This is a genomic window from Rhodococcus sp. NPDC057135 (genome assembly GCF_042670865.1).
Taxonomy (GTDB): Bacteria; Actinomycetota; Actinomycetes; order Mycobacteriales; family Mycobacteriaceae; genus Rhodococcus_F.
The window spans coordinates 195,565-214,016 of record NZ_JBHUUU010000007.1 but is presented as its reverse complement, the minus strand read 5'-3'; the positions used below and the strand labels follow the sequence as shown (position 1 = coordinate 214,016).

The following is an 18,452-nucleotide window of genomic DNA, read 5'->3' as shown; positions in this document are numbered from 1 at the left end:
CATCGTTCGCTCGGGAAGAATTGTTGTTCGATGTTGCGTGCGAAGTCGTGCACGAACATGTTTCCTTCACTCCTCGCACATCGCTGCGTCGACAACTCGCTGTGCTGCTACGAAAGCGTCCTCGCTCATCGGGATGTGATTGAGGGTGAGAGTCACAGCGCGTCCTGTGGTATCGACTCCGCCCGAGGTGCCGAAGCCGGGAATTCCACCGCCGTGACCCCAGATCTCCTTCCCGCAGGAGCTGTTCACGCGGACTAGTCCGAGTCCGTAGCTGTCCTGCGGGCTTCTGTCGAACGGCACGGTGTGTTTCATCTCGGCGAGCCTGTCATTCGAGACGAGATCGCCGCGTAGCAAAGCCGTGAAGAAAGTGTTGAGGTCGGCGCCCGCTGCGACCATCGCACCTGCGGTGTCGGCCCACGACACGTCGCCATCGGTGACATCGACCTGAATGCCGTCAATCGGGTGATAGCCCTGTGCATGAGAACCGCGGATCTGTGTCTCGCGGGAGGCGGGAAAATAGGTGTCCTTCAGTCCGAGCGGATCGATTATGCGGGTGGTGATCTCCTGCGCGGCAGGGCGTCCTGTGACCTTCTCGATGAGCATCCCGAGCAGAATGTAGTTCGTGTTCGAATAGACAGCCTTGTCTTTGGCGGCCGGGCCGGGTGGAAGAGACATCGCGATATCGACCAGTTCAGTGGGGGAGAAGTGCTCCGATGGTTGTGCGCTTGTCCCCACCAGCAGCTGGCCGGGCTTGATGTCTTCCGGCCGTGCGCCGCCGGCGGCGAGGTAGTCCGTCAGTCCACTGGTGTGCTGCAAGAGATCTCGAATGGTGACTCGGTTGCCGTCGTTCCCGTTGCCTACGACCGTTCCGGGCAGGTAGTGCTCGATGCTCATATCGAGGTCGAGCAGTCCGTCGTCGACGAGTTGCATGACGACGGTCGAGACGAAGGCCTTTGTGTTGCTGCCGATTCGGACCCGCGCATCGTCGGGGATAGGCTCGCCGGTGGCGGTGTTTCCCATTCCTGCACGAATGATGCGAGTGCCCCGCGACGGGTCGGAGATCACGAGTTGTGCGCCGGGGATCCCCTGCTCGATGACGCCGTCGAGCGCCTGTTGCACGGCAGCGTCGCTTTGCCGAGTGGAATCAGTGGAGTCAGTGGTGTCACCACATCCGCTCACGCCCAATATGAGGGCTGCAGCGGTGACCGCCGGAAGCACGGTGAGCAGGGGGCGACGTCGAAAGGTGGTCATTGGTTGTGGTCTCCTGTTCGTCGGATCTCGTGGTGAGTTCCACATGCAGAGAACAGTATTGACGTGCGTACGCGTCCTCCATGGTGCGAAGTGCAGTCTCTCGGTGGTGCGTGCCGGAGCGTACGGGGTGTAGCTGGCTGCACCTCGGAGTCCCGCGTCTCGCGGCCGATACTGTCGGTTTGACGAGCTATTTCGGAGTAGGCGGCCTTTGGTGATTGACAGGAGGCCTCAGCGACAAAGGGCGATATCCACCGCGTGTTCGAGTTTTCTCCGGGTGGCGTCGTCGACTACTTGCATGGTGACCGCGATGTTCGCTTCGCGTCCGTCGTCGGTAGCGCCCCCGCGTGTCTCGTATCCAGGGAAACTGCCGCCGTGGCTCCAGGACAGGCCGCCACACGGTAGCGGACGGCTGACCAATCCAAGTCCGTAGCGGGCATCGGGTCCGAAGGTTCCCTCCGCGGGGACGGTAGTGCGCATCTGGTCGAGTTGGGCTGCGGGGAGCAGTCGTCCGTCGAGGAGTGCGTGGAGAAACTGGTTGAGGTCCGAGGTGGTGGAGATCAATTGCCCTGCGGCCCATCCCCACGAGGGGTCTATCTCTGTGATGTCGACGGGGGGCGCGTCCGATGACTCCCGGTAGTAGCCGCGGGGGTGGAGTTCCGAGATCTTCTCGTCGTATGGTTCAGGAAAGTATGTGTGCTGGAGATCGATCGGCGCGAAGATTCGCCGGTTCATCTCCTCGGCGAGTGGTTTTTCAGTGATCTTCTGTACGAGTAGGCCGGCGAGGACGTAATTGGTGTTGCTGTACTTCCAACTCGTTCCGGGGGCGAAGTCGGCGGGATGTTCGAGCGCGATGTCGAGAAGTTCGCGTGGGTCGTAGTATCGGACTTCGTCTTCCAGGTAATTGCTGTAGTTGGGGAGTCCGCTGGTGTGTTGGAGGAGTTGGCGGATGGTGATGTTGTGGCCGTCGATCCCTTCTCCGCGGACGAGTCCGGGTAGGTAGGTCTCGATGGGGGTGTCGAGTTCGATCTTTCCTTCGGCGACCAGTTGCAGGACCACTACTGCGGTGAAGGTTTTGGTGTTGCTGCCGATCCGTATCTGGCCGTTGTGCGGTACCTCTGATCCGGTGGTCAGGTCACCGACTCCTGCGGTGTAGTTGCGGGAGTTGCCGTTTCGGTCTTGGATGCTTGCGAGGGCGGCGGGTAGTCCGTCCTCGCTCACCAGTGCGTCCAGTGAGTGTTGAACCGTATCGTGCCCCGCCGCGGCAGTATCGGCGGTCGACGAGCACGCGCCGAGGGTGACCACGCTGAGAGTCATTGCGACGGAACAGAGGGCGCGGTGCCGTTTCCGGCCTTGTCTTTGGCGTGAGTTAAGTTGGCCCTGTCGACTGTGGCGACGCATCAGTAGAACTCCTTGGAGAGATTGATCGGTCTGGACACGATCCTGTCTGCTGGAGGATCGGTCGCGCATCGCTCCGACGCGGGAAAACCATCTCCCTCGATTGGGGGAGGCCATCGCCGAGCGGCCCAGTCATACTGGTCGAATCATGATCACAGGATTACGACCGCTGATGCGGGGCTCTACATACTCAGCTGTGCTTTTCGCCTTTTGTGGTGTGTTGGCGAGCCTGCCACTTCTGGTGGTTGCGATGTTGCCTGCTCTCGCGTGGCAATCCGCACCCGAGTTCGTCCGGGTGCTTTCGGTCCTGCTCATATGGGTGACTCTGGTAGGAGCACTCGGCCTGGCGCATCCTGTGCGACGCGCGCTCATCGTGTCTGCCCGCCGACTTCTGCAGGTGTCGCTGCCGAGCCCAGCGCTCGGACACCGTACTCCCAACCTCTCGGACATTGATCGTTGGCGTGCCCCGCTCTGGATTGTCCTGCATGTCATGGTGGGCTGGATGGCGGCGCTCGCGACCATCGTCCTTTTCATCATGGGGATTTCGCTCCCGGGGAACTGGCTCGGCGGCACGGCGCGAATCAGTCTGTTCGATACGTCGGTTGACGTGACGGGTGGATGGACCTGGGTCGTGGCGGCCGGCTGCCTCCTGCTTGCGGCAGGAATTTGTGTCCTGGTGGCAACACTGCTGAGGTGGCTGGCGCCACGACTGTTGGGGCCGTCCACGGCCGAACGGCTCGCGCTGGCGGAAGAACGTGAACTGCAACTGGCCGAACGTAATCGGGTCGCTCACGAGTTGCACGACTCGATCGGGCACACGCTCACCGCCGCCACGATCCAGGCGGCGGTGGCGGGCGAGGTGCTTGCCTCCGATCCTGCCGCCGCGAGGGCCGCCATGCGTAGCATCGAGGAGTCGACACGGGCCGCGCTCGAGGACCTGGACTACGTACTGGGTGTACTTCGCGAGGAGAGGCCTGGGGCTGTACCTTCTCGGACGCTGTCGGACTTGCCCGCGTTAATTGATCGGTTGCGGCATGCGGGGGCGGTTGTGGAGGTGAACCTGTCGGGTGACTTTTCACAGATCCAGGGGACACTCTCTCGCGCGGCGTACCGGATCCTGCAAGAGGGGACGACCAATGCTCTGCGGCACGGGGACAGCGGGCCGATCGAAATCACGGTGGCAGTCGGCTCGGAGAGCGTTGAACTCAGAGTGGTCAACAGCATCGGGGCAGTGACCGGGGGAAAGGAAGACGTAGTTCGAAGATCAGGGCGCGGCCTGGGCGGTCTGACCGAGCGCGTGCGACTCTTGAACGGTGAGTTCAAGGCTGGACCGGACGGAGCCCAGGGCTGGCGATTGAGTGTTCAGTTGCCGGTACGGGTGGCACGATGACCGAAGCCAACTGGAGTGAGGACGCCTCCAACCCTGAAAGCATGCCAGTCACCCTGCTGATTGCGGATGACGACGACGTCACCCGCAGCGGCCTGCGTATGCTGCTCGCAGCTCAGCCCGGGATTGTGGTCGTCGGCGAGGCTTCCGACGGTATCGAAGCAGTGGAGCTTTCGCGGCAACTTCGTCCGGATGTGGTGCTGATGGACGTGCGGATGCCGCTGCGCAACGGTATAGAGGCAACCCGGCACCTCCAGGCCGAGTGCACCGAACCGCCGAAAGTCTTGGTAATCACCACTTTCGAGAACGATGGCTACGTCACGGCCGCACTCAGTGCGGGTGCGAGTGGCTTCGTGCTGAAGCGGCTCCCAGTCCCGCAGATCGCAGCGGCAGTACGGGTAGTGGCGGCGGGCGAAGTGATCCTGTTCCCTGCCGCGCTACGCCGGATGGTTACGCCCCGTCCATTGGTTTCCGCCGAGGCGTTCCCGAATGCAGCGCTGACAGCAAAGGAGGAAGAGGTACTGCGGTTGATGGCCACCGGGCTGTCCAACTCGGATGTTGCTCAGGTTCTGGTGGTGAGCCTGGAGACGGTGAAGACGCACGTTGGAAATGTGCTGGCAAAGCTCGGTGCTCAGAATCGAACGCACGCTGTCGTCATCGCCTACGAGTCTGGTCTGGTGGTCCCGGGATCAGGCACCGATACGGAACGCTGTGCAGCTGGCGGTTGAAGGCTTTTGCCAGCCCGACCCCGGTGACGATTCGCCGACTGAACCCGCAGACCCGTTCCTCTTACGAATGCCCTCGGGGGCGAAGTCGCACGACCGGTCACCAGTGCGTCCCGGGCACGAGTCGGGCGGCTCGTCGGCCGAGTTTGCGAATTCGTGAGCGTGAATGGTGCTGTCGCGTCGGTGTTGCCGGAACGTCTGCCGGAGTTTCCTTGTCTACCTGACCCTTTGCCGCCGGAGAATCGGGAAAGGCCTGGTACATCTGGTTGAGAATCCGGTCCTTGGTGTGCGGTGCGAACAGGGTTCCCAGATCGCCCAAGGTTCCCAGCGGCACGTCGATGCGTTTGGGGCGGTCGATCAGCGCGCGGATCACCATTGCCGCAGCTTTTTCCGGGCTGGTGATCGGACCGTTGTTGTATTCGCCGGTCGGAGCGATCATCGGTGTTTCGACCAGCGGCATGTGGATAGTCGTGAAAGTGATTCCATCTGCCAGGGTTTCGGAGGCGGCTACGTCCGAGAAACCGTCGAGGGCAGCTTTGCTCGCCACGTAGGCCGAGAATCGGGGCGTCGCCGCCTGGACTCCCGCGCTGCTGATGTTCACGATGTGGCCGAAGCGACGAGAACGCATGGTCGGCAACAATGCCAGAACCAATCGCACAGCGCCGAAGTAATTCACGGCCATCGTTCGTTCGTAGTCGTGGAAACGATCTGTGGAGTGGTAGATACCGCGTCGGATTGATCGGCCGGCGTTGTTGACCAGCATGTCCACGTGATCATGTTCTGCCAGAATGCTTTTGATCGTGTGCTGGACCGATTCGTCGTCCGTGATGTCGCAGGGATAACCGAATGCCTTGCCCCCGGCTGATCGAATCTCCTGTACCGCGGCATCGAGTTCGTCGGTGCGGCGCGCGATCAGGAGAACGGTGGCGCCTTTCTGAGCGGCGGCAATGGCAGATGCCTTGCCGATTCCGGACGAGCCTCCGGTGATCAGAACTATCCGCCCGACGAGTGGTCCTTCGGGATGCTTGCGACGTGCGCGATTGGGATCGAGGTTTGCGCGCCAGTACTTCCACAACACAGTCGAGTACGACCCGAACTCGGGGACCGCCAGTCCCGATCCGGATAGGGCGGCAACGGTTCTCGCGGAGGTGAATGTCGGCGCCATCGTCATGTTGTCGAGTAATGCTGCAGGCATGCCGATGCGATCGAGGAAGACCTTCCGTGCCGATTCTGCCGAATCCATCGGCAACGGCGATACGAAGGGTTTGGCGATCACGCCCGGCAGGCTGAGTGCGGGCCGCGGCGCTCCGGCGGCCTTGGCGAGTCCGGCATAGATTTCGCGTACCGGTTGAGGTTTCGGATTCACGAGATGGAATGCTTCGCCGTCATGGCCGGGTACATGCATCAATTCGACGAGGGCGGCGGCCACGTAATCGACGGGCACCACGTTGGTCGCGCCGAGGTTGGGGATCGGGACGGGCAGTGCTGCAGGTAGTTTCGCGAGTAGCGCCAGTCCTGGGAACAAGTAATACGGACCGTCGATCTTGTCCATCTCTCCGGTGACGGAGTTACCGACCACGGCAGAGGGTCGATAGACACGCCAGGTGAGGCCTTCTCGTTCCCGAACGATTTTCTCGGCCTCGAACTTGGTTCGGTGGTACGGCGTGGGAAAGCCTTGACCGCAATCGAAATCGGTTTCGCTGAAGGTTCCCGGGTAGTCGCCCGCAACTGCGACTGATGACACGTGATGAAGAGTGGCTCCCAGCTGTGCGGCAAGGTCGACCACGGAGCGTGTGCCCTCGACATTCGTCGAAGCCTGCTCGTCTCCGGCGGTGATGTCGTAGATCGCGCCGAGGTGAAGGACGTTGTCGGCAGGTGGGGAAGAATCGATGCCCAGCCCAGGCTCGGTCAGATCTCCAATGAGCGGATGCACGCGATCGCCGCCGGGAATTGCCGACACCTGTTCTTCGAGTTTGGCGACAGAACCGGCTCTGACCAGCACATGGATCTGAGCAGTTTGATCACGCTCGAGCAGGAGTGGCAGTGCAGCTCGTCCGAGAAATCCGGTACCGCCAGTGACGATGTATGTGGCCATAGTCGGTAACTTACTCCAAAGTAAGATCAGCGGCTAGAGGGAAACGAACATCAATGCGTCATGACCCCGTCCTCGGCGTCGAAGTCGATGCCCGCGGCGATGATTCCGGAGAACAAGAACGCGACGGCAAGCGCAAGAGCGGGGATTGCAAGGATCCATTCGAAAATTGTCATGCTCCAAGTCTGACGAAATCAGCTTCGGAGAACATCGCCCTGCGGAGCGATTTAGACGATCGGGCAGTCATCCTCGAGGACGACTGCCCGATCAGGGAAATCCACTAGTGCGCGATCAGTGGCCAGAAATCAGTGGCCGATGCCGACCTTCGCGTGAACCTTTTTCATCCACGCGGGAGCCCACCAGTTCGCTTCACCCATCAACTTCACGAGCGAGGGCACGAGCAACATGCGGATGATGGTCGCGTCGACGATCAGTGCGACGATCATGCCGACGCCCAGGAACTTCATCACCGACAGCCCGGACATCGCGAAGGCCCCGGTCACCACGATCAGGAGTAAGGCGGCAGCCGTCACGATGCGGCCGGTGCGCTCGGTTCCGAACTTGACCGCTTCCTCTGTCGTCGCTCCCGCGTTCTTGGCCTCGACCATCCGGGACATCAGGAAAACCTCGTAGTCCGTGGACAATCCGAAGACCACCGCCAGGATGAGCACGACGAACGTCGCTTCCAGCGGAGTTTGACTGACCCCGAGGAGTTCGACGCCGTGTCCGTCCTGAAAGACGAAGGTGAGGACGCCGAAGGTGGTCGCGAGGCTCAGGGCTGCCATCAGCACCGCCTTGATGGGCAGGACCACCGACCCGAATGCAAGGAACAACAGAATCAGGGTGGATCCGACCATGATGAGGATCATCACCGGTAGCCAGTGCAGGACGGCGTTGTTGCCGTCGTCGACCATGGCTTGACCGCCGCCGACAAGCAGCACCGTTCCGTCCGGAGCGGAGATCGCTCGTAGATCCGTGACTGCGGCGCTCTGTGATTGGGGTGTAGAGCCCTCGCTGTACAGCGCCTGAACCGCGATGAGTTGATTGGTGCTCGCAACCACGGTTGCCTGACCGATGCCCTCGACCTGACCGGCGGACTCGGCGATCGCTGCACCTTCGGCCGGGGTGAGAGTGTTCCCGTCCTCGGCCTGCAGGATCATCGTCGCGCCGTTTCCGGTCTGCGGGAAGTCGTTGACCAATGTATCCATCGCGACGCGAGCGGGGTCGTTGTCCGGCAAGGCGGTGTACGAGAGCTCTCCCAGACGGGCGCCGAGCAGAGGCGAGGCCATCACGAGCAGCACGGCGACGATCGTCACCGAGACCGCCACCGGACGCTTCATCACCCACGTGACGACGCGGCCCCAGAACTTGCGCGAGCGTTCCTCGCCGCGTTGTGCCGCGTCCTTGCGCCACGTCAGGGCATTGATGCGGTGACCCAGAATGGCAAGCAGCGCAGGCACAGCAGTCAGCGACAGGACGGCCGCGCTCAGTACCGCAGCGATCGCGCCGAAGCCCAGAGACCGGATGACGGCCTGGGGGAAAACGAGCATGCCGCTGAACGCACAGATCAGCAGTAGACCCGAGAACATGACGGTGCGACCCGCCGTCAGAACTGTTCGCTGGGCAGCAGCTCCCGGATCCGAGCCTGAATTCAGTTCTTCACGGAACCGGCCGACCACGAAGAGTCCGTAGTCGATCGCCAGTCCCAACCCGAGAAGAGAAGCGACGTTGATCGAGAATGAGGACACATCGGTGATCAAGGTGACGATCCGGAGAACCGCCAATGCGCTCAGGACGCTGAGTACGCCCACGAACACCGGAACCGCGGCAGCGACGACGCCGCCGAAGATGAAGACCAGCAGCACCAGAGTGATCGGAATGGCGATGGCCTCGGCAACAACCAGGTCTTTCTCGAGTTTGGTGTTGAATGCGACGCCGACGACGGTGTTGCCCGCGAATTGTGCCTCGGCGCCTTCGACTTCGAGCTTCGGCAAGAGATCGGCGAAAGTGGCCGGCGTGACTCCCGAGTCCGGTGCCAACGTGATCGCAACGGCGCCCATGGATCTGTCGTTCGAGAGCAGACTGGCCTTGGCCGCCGCGTCCGTTCCCCAATACGACTTCACCGACGCCGTCGGCACTTCCGTTTTGAACTGGTCGACCGCGGCCGTCACTGCCGGCCCGATGTCGTCCAGGGTCTTACCGCCCGTGGGCGAATAGATCGCGATGATGTCCGGGGTCTGTGGGCCGAGATTGTCTTCGATGATGTCGGCGACCTTCGCGGAGTCGCTGCCCGGATCGATGAATCCGCCCTGGCTGAGCTTGCCGAACACTCCGAGTCCCCACACCCCACTGATGAGAACTATCAGAACCGCGAGGCTCAGCACCCACCATTTCCGGGCAACGACGGTTTGGGCCCAGCGTGTCATGTATCAACTCCGGTGTGTGGGGGCGTCTGGCCAGATCGACTGTAGTGGGCGTTTGGTCTTGAATCGGAAACGTCATGCATACTGCTCGAAGCACTTGCAAGCCACGCGTGTGGGGGAAGCCGGTCCGAATCCGGCGCTGACCCGCAACGGTAGGTCGATTCTCGGTAGTCACCGAGCGTCGGCAAGCCCGATTACCCACCGCGCGGTGTGCGACATCCATTCGTCGTGGTCTACGAAAAGGAAGTCCAGCAGGAGCTCTGGCCGAGGATCAGCGTGCGGGCGGAGTTGTCTGTCGGATTCTCATTCGTGGCTCAGAGCCCTTACGAGGTCCCCGTGTCACTTCAGTTCTCCCCGTCCCGTGCCGCCGCCGTTCTTGTTGCGGTCGCCTTGGTTTCGGCAGGTTGTTCCAAAGGCCAGGAATCAGAGTCAGCGTCTGCTGCGGAATCCTTCGCACAGCCGGTGTCCGTGACCAACTGCGATCGCGAGATGACCTTCGATTCGCCGCCGCAGCGCATCGTGTCCTTGAACGGACACGTCACCGAAGCCCTCATCGAGATCGGCGCGGGTGATCGGATTGTCGGTCGGGCCTACAGCGACAACCCACCAACTGCTGAGACCGCCGATCAATTCAACAACATTCCCAGTCTCTCCGACACCTTCCCCAGCATGGAGCAAGTCCTCGACGTCGATCCCGACTTCGTGGTCGGAGGAATGACCAGTGCCTTCAACGAGAAGCAAGGGCGTTCACGAGACGCCTTCGGCGAGCGAGGAATCAACACCTTCCTCTTCTCCGAATACTGTGGCACCGGTTTTCCCGACATCGGATTGCTCGAGAACGACTACACACAACTCGGTCGACTCCTGGGCGTCGAAGATTCGGCCCGCGAGGTAGCCGAAGAGATCAGCAGTGGTCTCGATTCCGTCCGCGCTTCGGTCGGGGACGCAGCGCCGGTGCCGACTTTCTTCTACGACAGCGGTGACCAGGTCCCGACGACAATCGGCGGAGTCGGCGTCGGTCAATTGGTCGCGGAATACTCCGGTGTCTCGAACATCTTCGCCGAAGGGACAAAGCCCTACATCGACGCATCGTGGGAAGCTGTTGCCGAGCGTGCACCCCAGGCGATCGTGGTCATCGACTACGGCGACAAGACAGCCGAGCAGAAGATCGACTTCCTCCGTGCCCAGCCGTTGATGGCGACCACCCCTGCTGTGCAGCAGAACCGGTTCGTCGTGGTTCCTCTCGCGGACCTGTTCGAGAGTTCGCGGTTGGTGCGTTCGGCACAGACCATCGCGACGGCTTTCCATCCGGGCGCTGACGCGGCGAAGTGACTCGCACGCGTTACGGGTACGGCGCCCTGCTCGTCGGCTTGGCGGGCGCCTTGGCGATCGTACTGGGGTTGGCCGTCTCCTTGGGATCGGTTCGCATTCCCGTCGGTGACGTGTGGGCAATAGTCGGAGCCCGTTTGGCGCCAGGGACTTTCGAGACATGGTGGACCGCGGCGCGGGAGTCGATCGTGATCGATTCTCGCTTACCGCGTGCCCTCACGGCTGCGGTGGTGGGTGCGTCCTTGGCGATGTCGGGTGCTGTTGCTCAGGCTGTCACACGAAATCCCCTTGCCGACCCGTATCTGCTCGGAGTTTCCTCGGGTGCGGGATTCTTGGTGGTGCTTGTGTCGGTGCTGGGTTTCGGCGCCGGTCTCCTCGGGGTTTTCACGATTCCGGTCGCAGCATTCGTCGGGGCGATGATCCCGTTGTTTCTCGCACTGCTGATCGGCGGCCGGTATCCGCAGCCGACCGCGATCATTTTGGTGGGTGTTGCGCTCGCCCAGATATTCTCTGCGCTCATCACCTTTTGCATCCTGGTGTTGGCCGACGATCGGCACGTGACGTCGGTGATGCACTGGATTGCCGGCGGATTCGGAGATGCGCGATGGTCGACGCTGATCTTCCCGACGATGGCGCTGGTCGTCGTCGGTACCGCGCTTCTGCTCAGTTCGCGATGGATGGACGTGTTGCAGACCGGTGACGACGGGGCTGCTGCACTCGGTATGAACGTCAGACGGTTTCGTGTGTTGTCCTTGCTTGCGGTCTCCGTACTGGCCGGCGCAGCTGTCAGCGTTGCCGGTGGAATCGGTTTCATCGGTCTGCTGATCCCGCATCTGGCCGGTTTCATCGTCGGCACCAGAGCAATTCGACTGCTCCCTGCCGCAGCTCTGCTGGGTGCTGTCGCCATGGTTGCCGCAGATACCGCTGCGCGCTCGGTGGCGCAATCCACTGAAGTCCCGGTCGGAGTGATCACCGCCCTCGTCGGTGCGCCGATTTTCGTCTGGATGCTCTACCGGCAGTATCGGAGGCTCGAACAGTGACACAGGCCAGAACAGTGACACAGGCCAGAACAGTGACACAGGCCAGAACAGTGACACTCACGAAGGATGCCGAAGCTGCGCCACTGCTCGAACTCGTCGAGACCCGGGCGCGGCTTGGTAATCGCGAAGTGTTGCGCGGCATCACTTTCGCAGTTACGTCCGGTGAAATATTGGGCTTGGTCGGGCCGAACGGCAGTGGCAAGACGACGGCGCTGCGCTGCTGTTACAACGCCCTGACGCCAACAGGTGGCGCAGTTCTGATCGATCAGGCCGACTCGACGACGCTCTCGCGCAAGGACATCGCCAAAACCATCTCGGCGAGCGTCCAGGAACCTACTGTCTCGGCGGGTCTTTCGGTTCGTGAATCGATCGCACTCGGACGAACTCCGCACCGGAGCTGGTTGGACCGAAGCACGGAGCGGGATACCGCCATCGTGGACCGGTGCATCGAGCAGGTCGGTTTGGTCGAGCTTGCCGGACGAGACGTGTCGACCCTGTCGGGTGGTGAGCGGCAACGTGTCTCGATAGCTCGCGCGTTGGCTCAGGAGCCCAAGGTTCTGCTGTTGGACGAGCCGACCAATCATCTCGATCTTCGGCACCAGCTGATCGTGATGGAATTGCTGGCCGAGCTTGCTTCGGCGGGGCTCGCGGTTGTGGTCACGATGCACGATCTACGGTTGGCAGTCGAGTACTGCGACAACCTTGCTGTGCTCACCGATGGTGAACTCCGCGCGTGTGGGTCTACGGTCGAGGTGTTGGACGAGCCGTTGTTGGCCGAGGTTTTCGGTATCAGGGCGCGAGTCGAACGCGGAGTACGCCCGCGGATGGAGATATTGGGGCTGGCATGACGGAATCTATAGCCGGGGTCTACGCCCGTATGGCAGCAGCTGTGCCGTTCTTCGACGACCTGACCGCGTATCCGGATACGGTACCCGCGGTGTTGATGACCGACCCCCAGTGGTTGGCAGCTCGCGTCGCCGATACGGCCAGGCGATGGGGGAGTGCGGACAGTCGAGTCAACGGCACGTTGTGGTGGTACTCGGCCAGCTCAACGCTGGCAGGCATTCCGATCGGAACCGGAATGGTTACCGGGTTCGCGGCCGATCCGTCGCTGGATGGTGGACGGATCTTCTTGCGTGACAACGGCTATCTGGGTGGGTTTGCTGCCGGTTCGGTCATCCCGATCTCGCAGAGTGTGGCGGAGTTGGGTCGCGCGATGTTCGGCTCGCTCGGTCCCGTGATCGAGGTACTCGCCGACGTGTCCGGCGTTCGGCAGCAGGCGCTGTGGGCGATCGCGACGGACTCCATCGCCAATCGCAGCCTTGACGCGGCCGGTAGCGCGCGGGAGCGTGGAAGTGCATTTGCTGCCGGCCTGATCGATGTTCTCCGCGGTGAGAGCCCGGGAATTCCGCTCCCGCGTTTCGTCGATGTCGACCGCAGTGAGAGTGTTGTGCGCGTTTCAAATCCATTGATGCCGGTGGCATTCGGGCGACGTAGATTCACGCAGCGGGCGTCGTGCTGCCTGATCTACGAGGTGCCCGGTGAAGGCAAGTGCACCAGTTGCCCGAAGCGCGCACCCGAAGATCGGGTGCGCGCCTTGGCAGCTCTGGTGTGACTGGACCCAGGAATTACCGGGTCGGGTGTTTCTCAGGTCAGTGCGCTGCGACCTTGGAACGGTCGAGACCCAGCGCGTCGGTCATGGTGAAGAACAGATCGGTTTGGTCCGTGAGGCCACTGACGTTGGCCGCGTGGGGGCCGAAAGCTGCTACGCGCAACTGAGTTCCGGTATGTCCTTCGGACTCGACGGCCGGATCCTCGGACGTTCCGTAGCTGATCGTCATCTCCGAGCCGTCCTTGGTGGTCAGCTTGCGGGTCAGGCCGGGGTAGACGATTTCCTGGGCGCGCTCGACCGGGATGTTCTGGTCCTTGGCGATGGTGGCGATGTCGTCGGCGCTGACATTGGTGACGATCTGACTGGTGTGAGCGTGGTCGGCCGTGACGATGACCAGGGTTTCTCCGTCGGTCTTCGCGAATTCGAGTGCCTTCTGCACAGCTTCGTCGAGGTCGACGGTTTCACCGATCTGACCGCACGCGTTGGCTGCGTGATCCTGCTTGTCGATCGAGGCACCTTCGACCTGGAGGAAGAAACCGTTGTCGTTGACCTTCAGTAGATCGATGGCCTTCTGAGTCATGTCCGCGAGCTTGGGTATGTCGGAGGTTCGCTTGGGGTTGTCGACGCAGGTTTCGGCGGGCTGCAGGTAACCGTCACGGGTGGCGACGGATCCTTCCCAGCGGACGGGCATGTTGCCCTCGGCGAACAGGCCGAGCACGGGCGCATCCTGATCGGCCTTGCCGACCTCGTTCATCTCGGCGGCGTTCTTCACCAGCTGGTAGCCGCGAGCTGCGGCCTGCTCGTTGAGTGTCTTGCCCTGCCAGTCACCGGCTTTCGCAGTCTCGGCGAAGGACTTGGCGCCACCGGCGAAGGTGACGTCGGCGCGGGTGTCGAGGAGCTGTTCGCTGATCGATCCCTGGCCGCCGTTCTCGAGGGCGTTCTCCGGGCAGGACTTGGACGTCGCCTCCGGTCCGTAGCACTTGCGGCCACTGACGTGCGCGACCTGCACTGCGGGGGTGGCGTCCTGCACCTCGGCGGTGGAGACGTTGCCGGTGGCCTTGCCGTTCGCCTTGGCGATCTCGAGGACGGTCGACTGGGCCTGCCCCTTGATGTCGACGGAAATCGCGCCGTTGTAGGTCTTGGTGCCGGTGGACCACGCCGATCCGCTGGCTGCGGAGTCGGTGACGTAGTCGGGCTTGCCGTCCTTGGTCAGTGCATAGTGCGTGTACTGGCCGGTGATCGGCAGGGCGTCGAGACCGGGGAAGCTGCCGGCAGCGCCCTCGGCGTAGTTGCGCGCGGCTGTGATCTCCGAGTCGCCCATGCCGTCGCCGATCAAGAGAATGACGTTCTTCGCGCCGGAGGCGTTGACGGCGTCGCGCACTGCGGCCGACTGATCACCGTCGATACGACGAGCACCACCGTTTGAGGACAGTTCGCCGGTCGCGGCTCGATCGACGGTCGTTCCGTTCGAGCCTGTTGCCTCGTCGGCACTGCTGCTGCAGCCGGCAGCGGCCAGAACGGCGACGGCGCCGGCGACGGCGGTCAACCTACGTGTGTTGCGCGAGAACGACATACGAGTAGTACTCCTGGAAACAGTGTGGATGGAGATGATGAACGCCGCTAATGATCTGGGTCCAAAGTGAACGGAGTGCAGACATGCGTACATCTGAATGTGACGAGACGGTGAGGGTTGAGGTTCGCTCTGTTGACTGCGAGTGAGTGACCTGTCAGACTGAAACTACATCGAACATCAGTTCGATGTATGTGGTGCGTCTTCCCTTTCGGCATCCTCGAGCAGTCGGTCGTCCGTGACGGCCGGCTCGATCAGGTGCGAGGTCAGTGTGGGTTGGGGAAATGGGCCGCCGACGTGGTCCGAGATGGAACGGGTGCTTTCAGGGCGGCCCGGCCGCGTGGAACACGAGGATTTGTACCCCGGCGATGGAAGCGACAGCCCCGCCTGGTCGCGAAAGCGCGGCGAGTACCACGCAGGCGAGCTCACCCGTGGCACCGGCGTGGTTCCTTACGCAGAGTTGCATGCTCACTCGGCCTTCAGTTTCCTCGACGGCGCATCGCCGCCGGAAGAGCTGGTCGAAGAAGCAGTGCGTCTCGGGCTCGAAGCTATCGCCGTCACCGATCACGACGGGTTCTACGGCGTGGTGAGGTTTGCGGAAGCCGCACGTGAATGGGGAATGCGCACCGTGTTCGGGGCCGAGTTGTCTCTGGATTCGGTACCCAGAACCGGGACGGCTGATCCCGGTGGAACGCACCTCCTGGTACTTGCCCGTGGGCAGGAAGGGTATCGCCGTCTCTCACGGGAGATCGCCGCCGCGCATTTGGCCGGCGGTGAGAAGGGCAAACTGCAGTACAACTACGACGTGCTGACCGAAGCGGCCGGTGGGCACTGGCAGATCCTGACCGGGTGCCGCAAAGGTCATGTGCGGCAGGCCTTGACGTCGGGTGGTCGCAAAGCTGCGGCGGAGGCCTTGCAGGATCTGGTCGAGCGTTTCGGGGCGGAACGAGTGTCGGTGGAGCTCACCCATCACGGGCTGGCGGAGGACGACGAGCGCAATGCAGTTCTGGCCGAACTGGCGAGAGAGCGTGGATTACGCACGGTGGCGACCACCGCCGCACACTTCGCCGCTCCGCCGCGTCGACGCCTCGCCATGGCGATGGCAGCCGTGCGATCGCGTCAAAGTTTGGACGAGGCGGCCGGATGGCTGGCCCCTACCGGCGGAGCGCACCTGCGGTCCGGCGCGGAGATGGCGACACTGTTCTCGCTCTATCCCGAGGCCGTCAGTGGTGCCGCCGATCTGGGACGTGAGTGCGCTTTCGATCTCAAGCTCATCGCACCCAAATTGCCGCCGTTCGACGTTCCCGCCGAGCATACCGAGGCGTCGTGGTTACGTGAGCTCACCATGGTGGGAGCCATGGAACGCTACGGTCCACCGGAAAGTGCACCGAAGGCATACAAACAGCTCGAACACGAGCTTGCCATCATCGCGGGATTGAATTTTCCCGGATACTTCCTGGTGGTGCATGACATCGTCTCGTTCTGCAAGAACAACGACATCCTCTGTCAAGGAAGAGGTTCCGCCGCGAACTCGGCGGTGTGTTATGCGATCGGCATCACCAATGTCGATCCGGTTCGCAACAAATTGCTGTTCGAGAGGTTTCTTGCGCCCGAGCGTGACGGCCCGCCCGACATCGACGTGGACATCGAGTCCGACCGCCGGGAAGAGGCGATCCAGCACGTGTACGCGAAGTACGGGCGTACGTATGCCGCGCAGGTCGCCAATGTCATCACCTATCGAGGAAAATCATCAGTGCGGGACATGGCTCGGGCACTTGGCTTTTCGCAGGGCCAGCAAGATGCGTGGAGTAAGCAGGTCGGCCGGTGGGGTGGTATCGACAAGAACGCGGATACCGATATTCCGCGTCCGGTACTCGAACTGGCGGCGCAGATCGAAGGCTATCCGCGGCACTTGGGCATCCACTCAGGCGGCATGGTCATCTGTGATCGTCCTATCGCCGACGTCTGCCCGGTGGAGTGGGCGCGGATGGCCAATCGCAGTGTCCTGCAATGGGACAAGGACGATTGTGCTGCCGCTGGGCTGGTCAAGTTCGACCTGCTCGGCCTCGGTATGCTCTCCGCTTTGCACTACATGATGGATCTGGTGGCCGAACACAAAGGCATCACAGTCGATCTGGCGCAACTCGATCTGTCGGAAACAGCGGTGTACGAGATGCTGCAGCGGGCAGATTCGGTGGGGGTATTCCAAGTGGAATCACGTGCGCAGATGGCGACACTGCCGCGTCTGAAGCCTCGAAACTTCTACGACCTGGTGGTCGAAGTCGCACTCATCCGTCCGGGGCCGATTCAAGGCGGATCAGTGCATCCGTACATTCGTCGGCGCAACAAACTCGAACCTGTGTCCTACGACCATCCTTCGCTCGAGAAGGCACTCGAACGCACGCTGGGAGTTCCGCTGTTCCAAGAACAGTTGATGCAGATGGCCGTCGACGTTGCGGGTTTCACGCCGTCCGAGGCCGACCAATTGCGTCGGGCAATGGGATCGAAACGCTCGACCGAGAAGATGGAGCAACTGCGGGCGAGGCTGTACCAGGGCATGCGAGACCTACACGGTATCGGCGACGAGGTTGCCGACCGGATCTACGAAAAGCTGTATGCGTTTGCCAATTTCGGTTTCCCGGAAAGCCATTCACAAAGTTTTGCCGCGCTGGTCTTCTACTCCTCGTGGTTCAAACTCCATCACCCCGCTGCGTTCTGCGCTGGGCTTCTGCGCGCGCAGCCCATGGGTTTCTACTCACCGCAGTCCCTGGTTGCCGATGCGCGCAGGCACGGAGTGCAGGTACACGGTGCCGAGATCAACGTCAGCCTCGCGCACGCCACCGTCGAAGCAGGTGGATTCGAGGTTCGGCTGGGACTAGGGGAAGTGCGCAACATCGGCGATGCACTGGCCGAGAAGATCGTCGAACAGCGCGACCTCGGTGGACCGTTCACGTCGTTTCTCGATCTGACCGGGCGGGTGGAACTGACTACCGCACAAGCTGAATCGCTGGCGACCGCCGGGGCGCTGGCCAGCTTCGGTATCTCGCGAAGAGAAGCGCTGTGGGCAGCGGGCGCTGCTGCGGGGGAGCGCCCCGACCGCTTGCCCGGTATCGGTGCATCGGTCACAGCTCCCACTCTGCCCGGCATGAGCGACGTCGAATTGGCGGCAGCGGATGTCTGGGCGACAGGAGTATCTCCCGACACCTACCCGACACAGTTTCTCCGCCCGCAACTCGACGCGCTCGGCGTGGTGCCGGCGTCGAGACTTCTCGACATCCCGGACGGTGACCGTGTGCTGGTGGGGGGAGCGGTCACACACCGGCAGCGTCCGGCAACAGCTGCGGGCGTCACGTTCATCAACCTCGAGGACGAAACCGGCATGGTCAACGTCGTGTGTTCGGTGGGGTTGTGGGCAAAGTACCGAAAACTGGCAAATACGGCGCCGGCGTTGCTTATTCGAGGAAAGGTGCAGAATGCAGAAGGCGCTGTCACTGTCGTGGCAGACCGGATGCAGCTGATGGATCTGCGAGTCACGGCCAAATCGCGAGACTTCCGTTAACGCTTGATTCCGGCCACCGTTTTGTGCCGAGAGGACAAATGTGGAGCTCAACTCTGACCTCCGAGCATA

13 protein-coding genes and 1 riboswitch are annotated in these 18,452 nt (G+C 62.1%); of the genes, 7 read left to right on the top strand and 6 right to left on the bottom strand.

What is annotated here, in order from left to right; all coding sequences use genetic code 11:
* Nucleotides 1-66: 66 nt before the first annotated feature.
* Together ACFT1A_RS15705 and ACFT1A_RS15700 are read right to left on the bottom strand one after the other, a co-directional pair.
* Nucleotides 67-1,251, bottom strand: a complete 1,185-nt coding sequence (locus ACFT1A_RS15705) for a serine hydrolase domain-containing protein (RefSeq protein ID WP_378447756.1) — start codon at nt 1,249-1,251, stop codon at nt 67-69.
* Nucleotides 1,252-1,479: 228 nt separating this feature from the next.
* Nucleotides 1,480-2,565 carry a serine hydrolase domain-containing protein gene (locus ACFT1A_RS15700; protein WP_378447755.1) on the bottom strand — a complete coding sequence of 362 codons (1,086 nt, stop codon included), beginning with the start codon at nt 2,563-2,565 and terminating at the stop codon, nt 1,480-1,482.
* Nucleotides 2,566-2,842: 277 nt separating this feature from the next.
* Between ACFT1A_RS15700 and ACFT1A_RS15695 the strand changes: the two genes are divergently transcribed.
* Nucleotides 2,843-4,036 carry a sensor histidine kinase gene (locus ACFT1A_RS15695; RefSeq protein ID WP_378447754.1) on the top strand — a complete coding sequence of 398 codons (1,194 nt, stop codon included), beginning with the start codon at nt 2,843-2,845 and terminating at the stop codon, nt 4,034-4,036.
* Nucleotides 4,033-4,761, top strand: coding sequence for a response regulator (locus ACFT1A_RS15690; RefSeq protein WP_378447753.1), 729 nt, complete (start codon nt 4,033-4,035; stop codon nt 4,759-4,761). Before ACFT1A_RS15695 ends, ACFT1A_RS15690 begins: the two co-directional genes overlap by 4 nt.
* A 97-nt stretch (nt 4,762-4,858) precedes the next feature.
* Here ACFT1A_RS15690 and ACFT1A_RS15685 read toward each other — a convergent pair whose 3' ends face one another.
* The 3 genes from ACFT1A_RS15685 to ACFT1A_RS15675 form a co-directional block, all read right to left on the bottom strand.
* Nucleotides 4,859-6,853, bottom strand: a complete 1,995-nt coding sequence (locus ACFT1A_RS15685; protein ID WP_378447752.1) for an SDR family oxidoreductase — start codon at nt 6,851-6,853, stop codon at nt 4,859-4,861.
* Nucleotides 6,854-6,903: 50 nt separating this feature from the next.
* Nucleotides 6,904-7,026 (bottom strand): hypothetical protein, encoded by a 123-nt coding sequence (locus tag ACFT1A_RS15680; protein WP_378447751.1) that lies wholly within the window; start codon nt 7,024-7,026, stop codon nt 6,904-6,906.
* A gap of 129 nt (nt 7,027-7,155) precedes the next feature.
* Nucleotides 7,156-9,276, bottom strand: a complete 2,121-nt coding sequence (locus ACFT1A_RS15675) for an MMPL family transporter (RefSeq protein ID WP_378447750.1) — start codon at nt 9,274-9,276, stop codon at nt 7,156-7,158.
* Nucleotides 9,277-9,347: 71 nt separating this feature from the next.
* Nucleotides 9,348-9,494: riboswitch (cobalamin riboswitch) on the top strand.
* Nucleotides 9,495-9,609: 115 nt separating this feature from the next.
* On the opposite strand from ACFT1A_RS15675, the gene ACFT1A_RS15670 reads away from it, so the two are divergent.
* Genes ACFT1A_RS15670 through ACFT1A_RS15655 form a run of 4 tightly spaced genes read left to right on the top strand, consistent with a single transcriptional unit; the run spans nt 9,610 to nt 13,257 of the window.
* On the top strand, nt 9,610-10,605 hold the full coding sequence (locus ACFT1A_RS15670; protein WP_378447836.1) for an ABC transporter substrate-binding protein: 996 nt from the start codon (nt 9,610-9,612) through the stop codon (nt 10,603-10,605).
* A complete protein-coding gene (locus tag ACFT1A_RS15665; RefSeq protein WP_378447749.1) occupies nt 10,602-11,642 on the top strand; it encodes a FecCD family ABC transporter permease in 1,041 nt (346 codons plus the stop codon). The genes ACFT1A_RS15670 and ACFT1A_RS15665 overlap by 4 nt, the downstream gene beginning before the upstream one ends.
* Nucleotides 11,643-11,692: 50 nt before the next feature.
* Nucleotides 11,693-12,490, top strand: a complete 798-nt coding sequence (locus tag ACFT1A_RS15660) for an ABC transporter ATP-binding protein (RefSeq protein ID WP_378447748.1) — start codon at nt 11,693-11,695, stop codon at nt 12,488-12,490.
* Nucleotides 12,487-13,257 carry a (2Fe-2S)-binding protein gene (locus ACFT1A_RS15655; protein WP_378447747.1) on the top strand — a complete coding sequence of 257 codons (771 nt, stop codon included), beginning with the start codon at nt 12,487-12,489 and terminating at the stop codon, nt 13,255-13,257. Before ACFT1A_RS15660 ends, ACFT1A_RS15655 begins: the two co-directional genes overlap by 4 nt.
* Nucleotides 13,258-13,294: 37 nt before the next feature.
* Here the strand turns inward: ACFT1A_RS15655 and phoA are convergent, their stop codons facing one another.
* Nucleotides 13,295-14,827: an alkaline phosphatase gene (gene phoA / locus ACFT1A_RS15650; protein ID WP_378447746.1), complete on the bottom strand. Its 1,533-nt coding sequence runs from the start codon at nt 14,825-14,827 to the stop codon at nt 13,295-13,297.
* A 268-nt stretch (nt 14,828-15,095) separates the two neighbouring features.
* Between phoA and ACFT1A_RS15645 the strand changes: the two genes are divergently transcribed.
* A complete protein-coding gene (locus tag ACFT1A_RS15645) occupies nt 15,096-18,383 on the top strand; it encodes an error-prone DNA polymerase (protein WP_378447745.1) in 3,288 nt (1,095 codons plus the stop codon).
* The last annotated feature ends 69 nt before the right edge of the window (nt 18,384-18,452 follow it).

Coding starts and splice junctions, on each gene's coding strand:
- phoA (WP_378447746.1), bottom strand. CDS start 14,827: ATGTCGTTCTCGCGCAACACACGTAGGTTGACCGCCGTCGCCGGCGCC.
- ACFT1A_RS15705 (WP_378447756.1), bottom strand. CDS start 1,251: ATGACCACCTTTCGACGTCGCCCCCTGCTCACCGTGCTTCCGGCGGTC.
- ACFT1A_RS15690 (WP_378447753.1), top strand. CDS start 4,033: ATGACCGAAGCCAACTGGAGTGAGGACGCCTCCAACCCTGAAAGCATG.
- ACFT1A_RS15655 (WP_378447747.1), top strand. CDS start 12,487: ATGACGGAATCTATAGCCGGGGTCTACGCCCGTATGGCAGCAGCTGTG.
- ACFT1A_RS15685 (WP_378447752.1), bottom strand. CDS start 6,853: ATGGCCACATACATCGTCACTGGCGGTACCGGATTTCTCGGACGAGCT.
- ACFT1A_RS15700 (WP_378447755.1), bottom strand. CDS start 2,565: ATGACTCTCAGCGTGGTCACCCTCGGCGCGTGCTCGTCGACCGCCGAT.
- ACFT1A_RS15680 (WP_378447751.1), bottom strand. CDS start 7,026: ATGACAATTTTCGAATGGATCCTTGCAATCCCCGCTCTTGCGCTTGCC.
- ACFT1A_RS15675 (WP_378447750.1), bottom strand. CDS start 9,276: ATGACACGCTGGGCCCAAACCGTCGTTGCCCGGAAATGGTGGGTGCTG.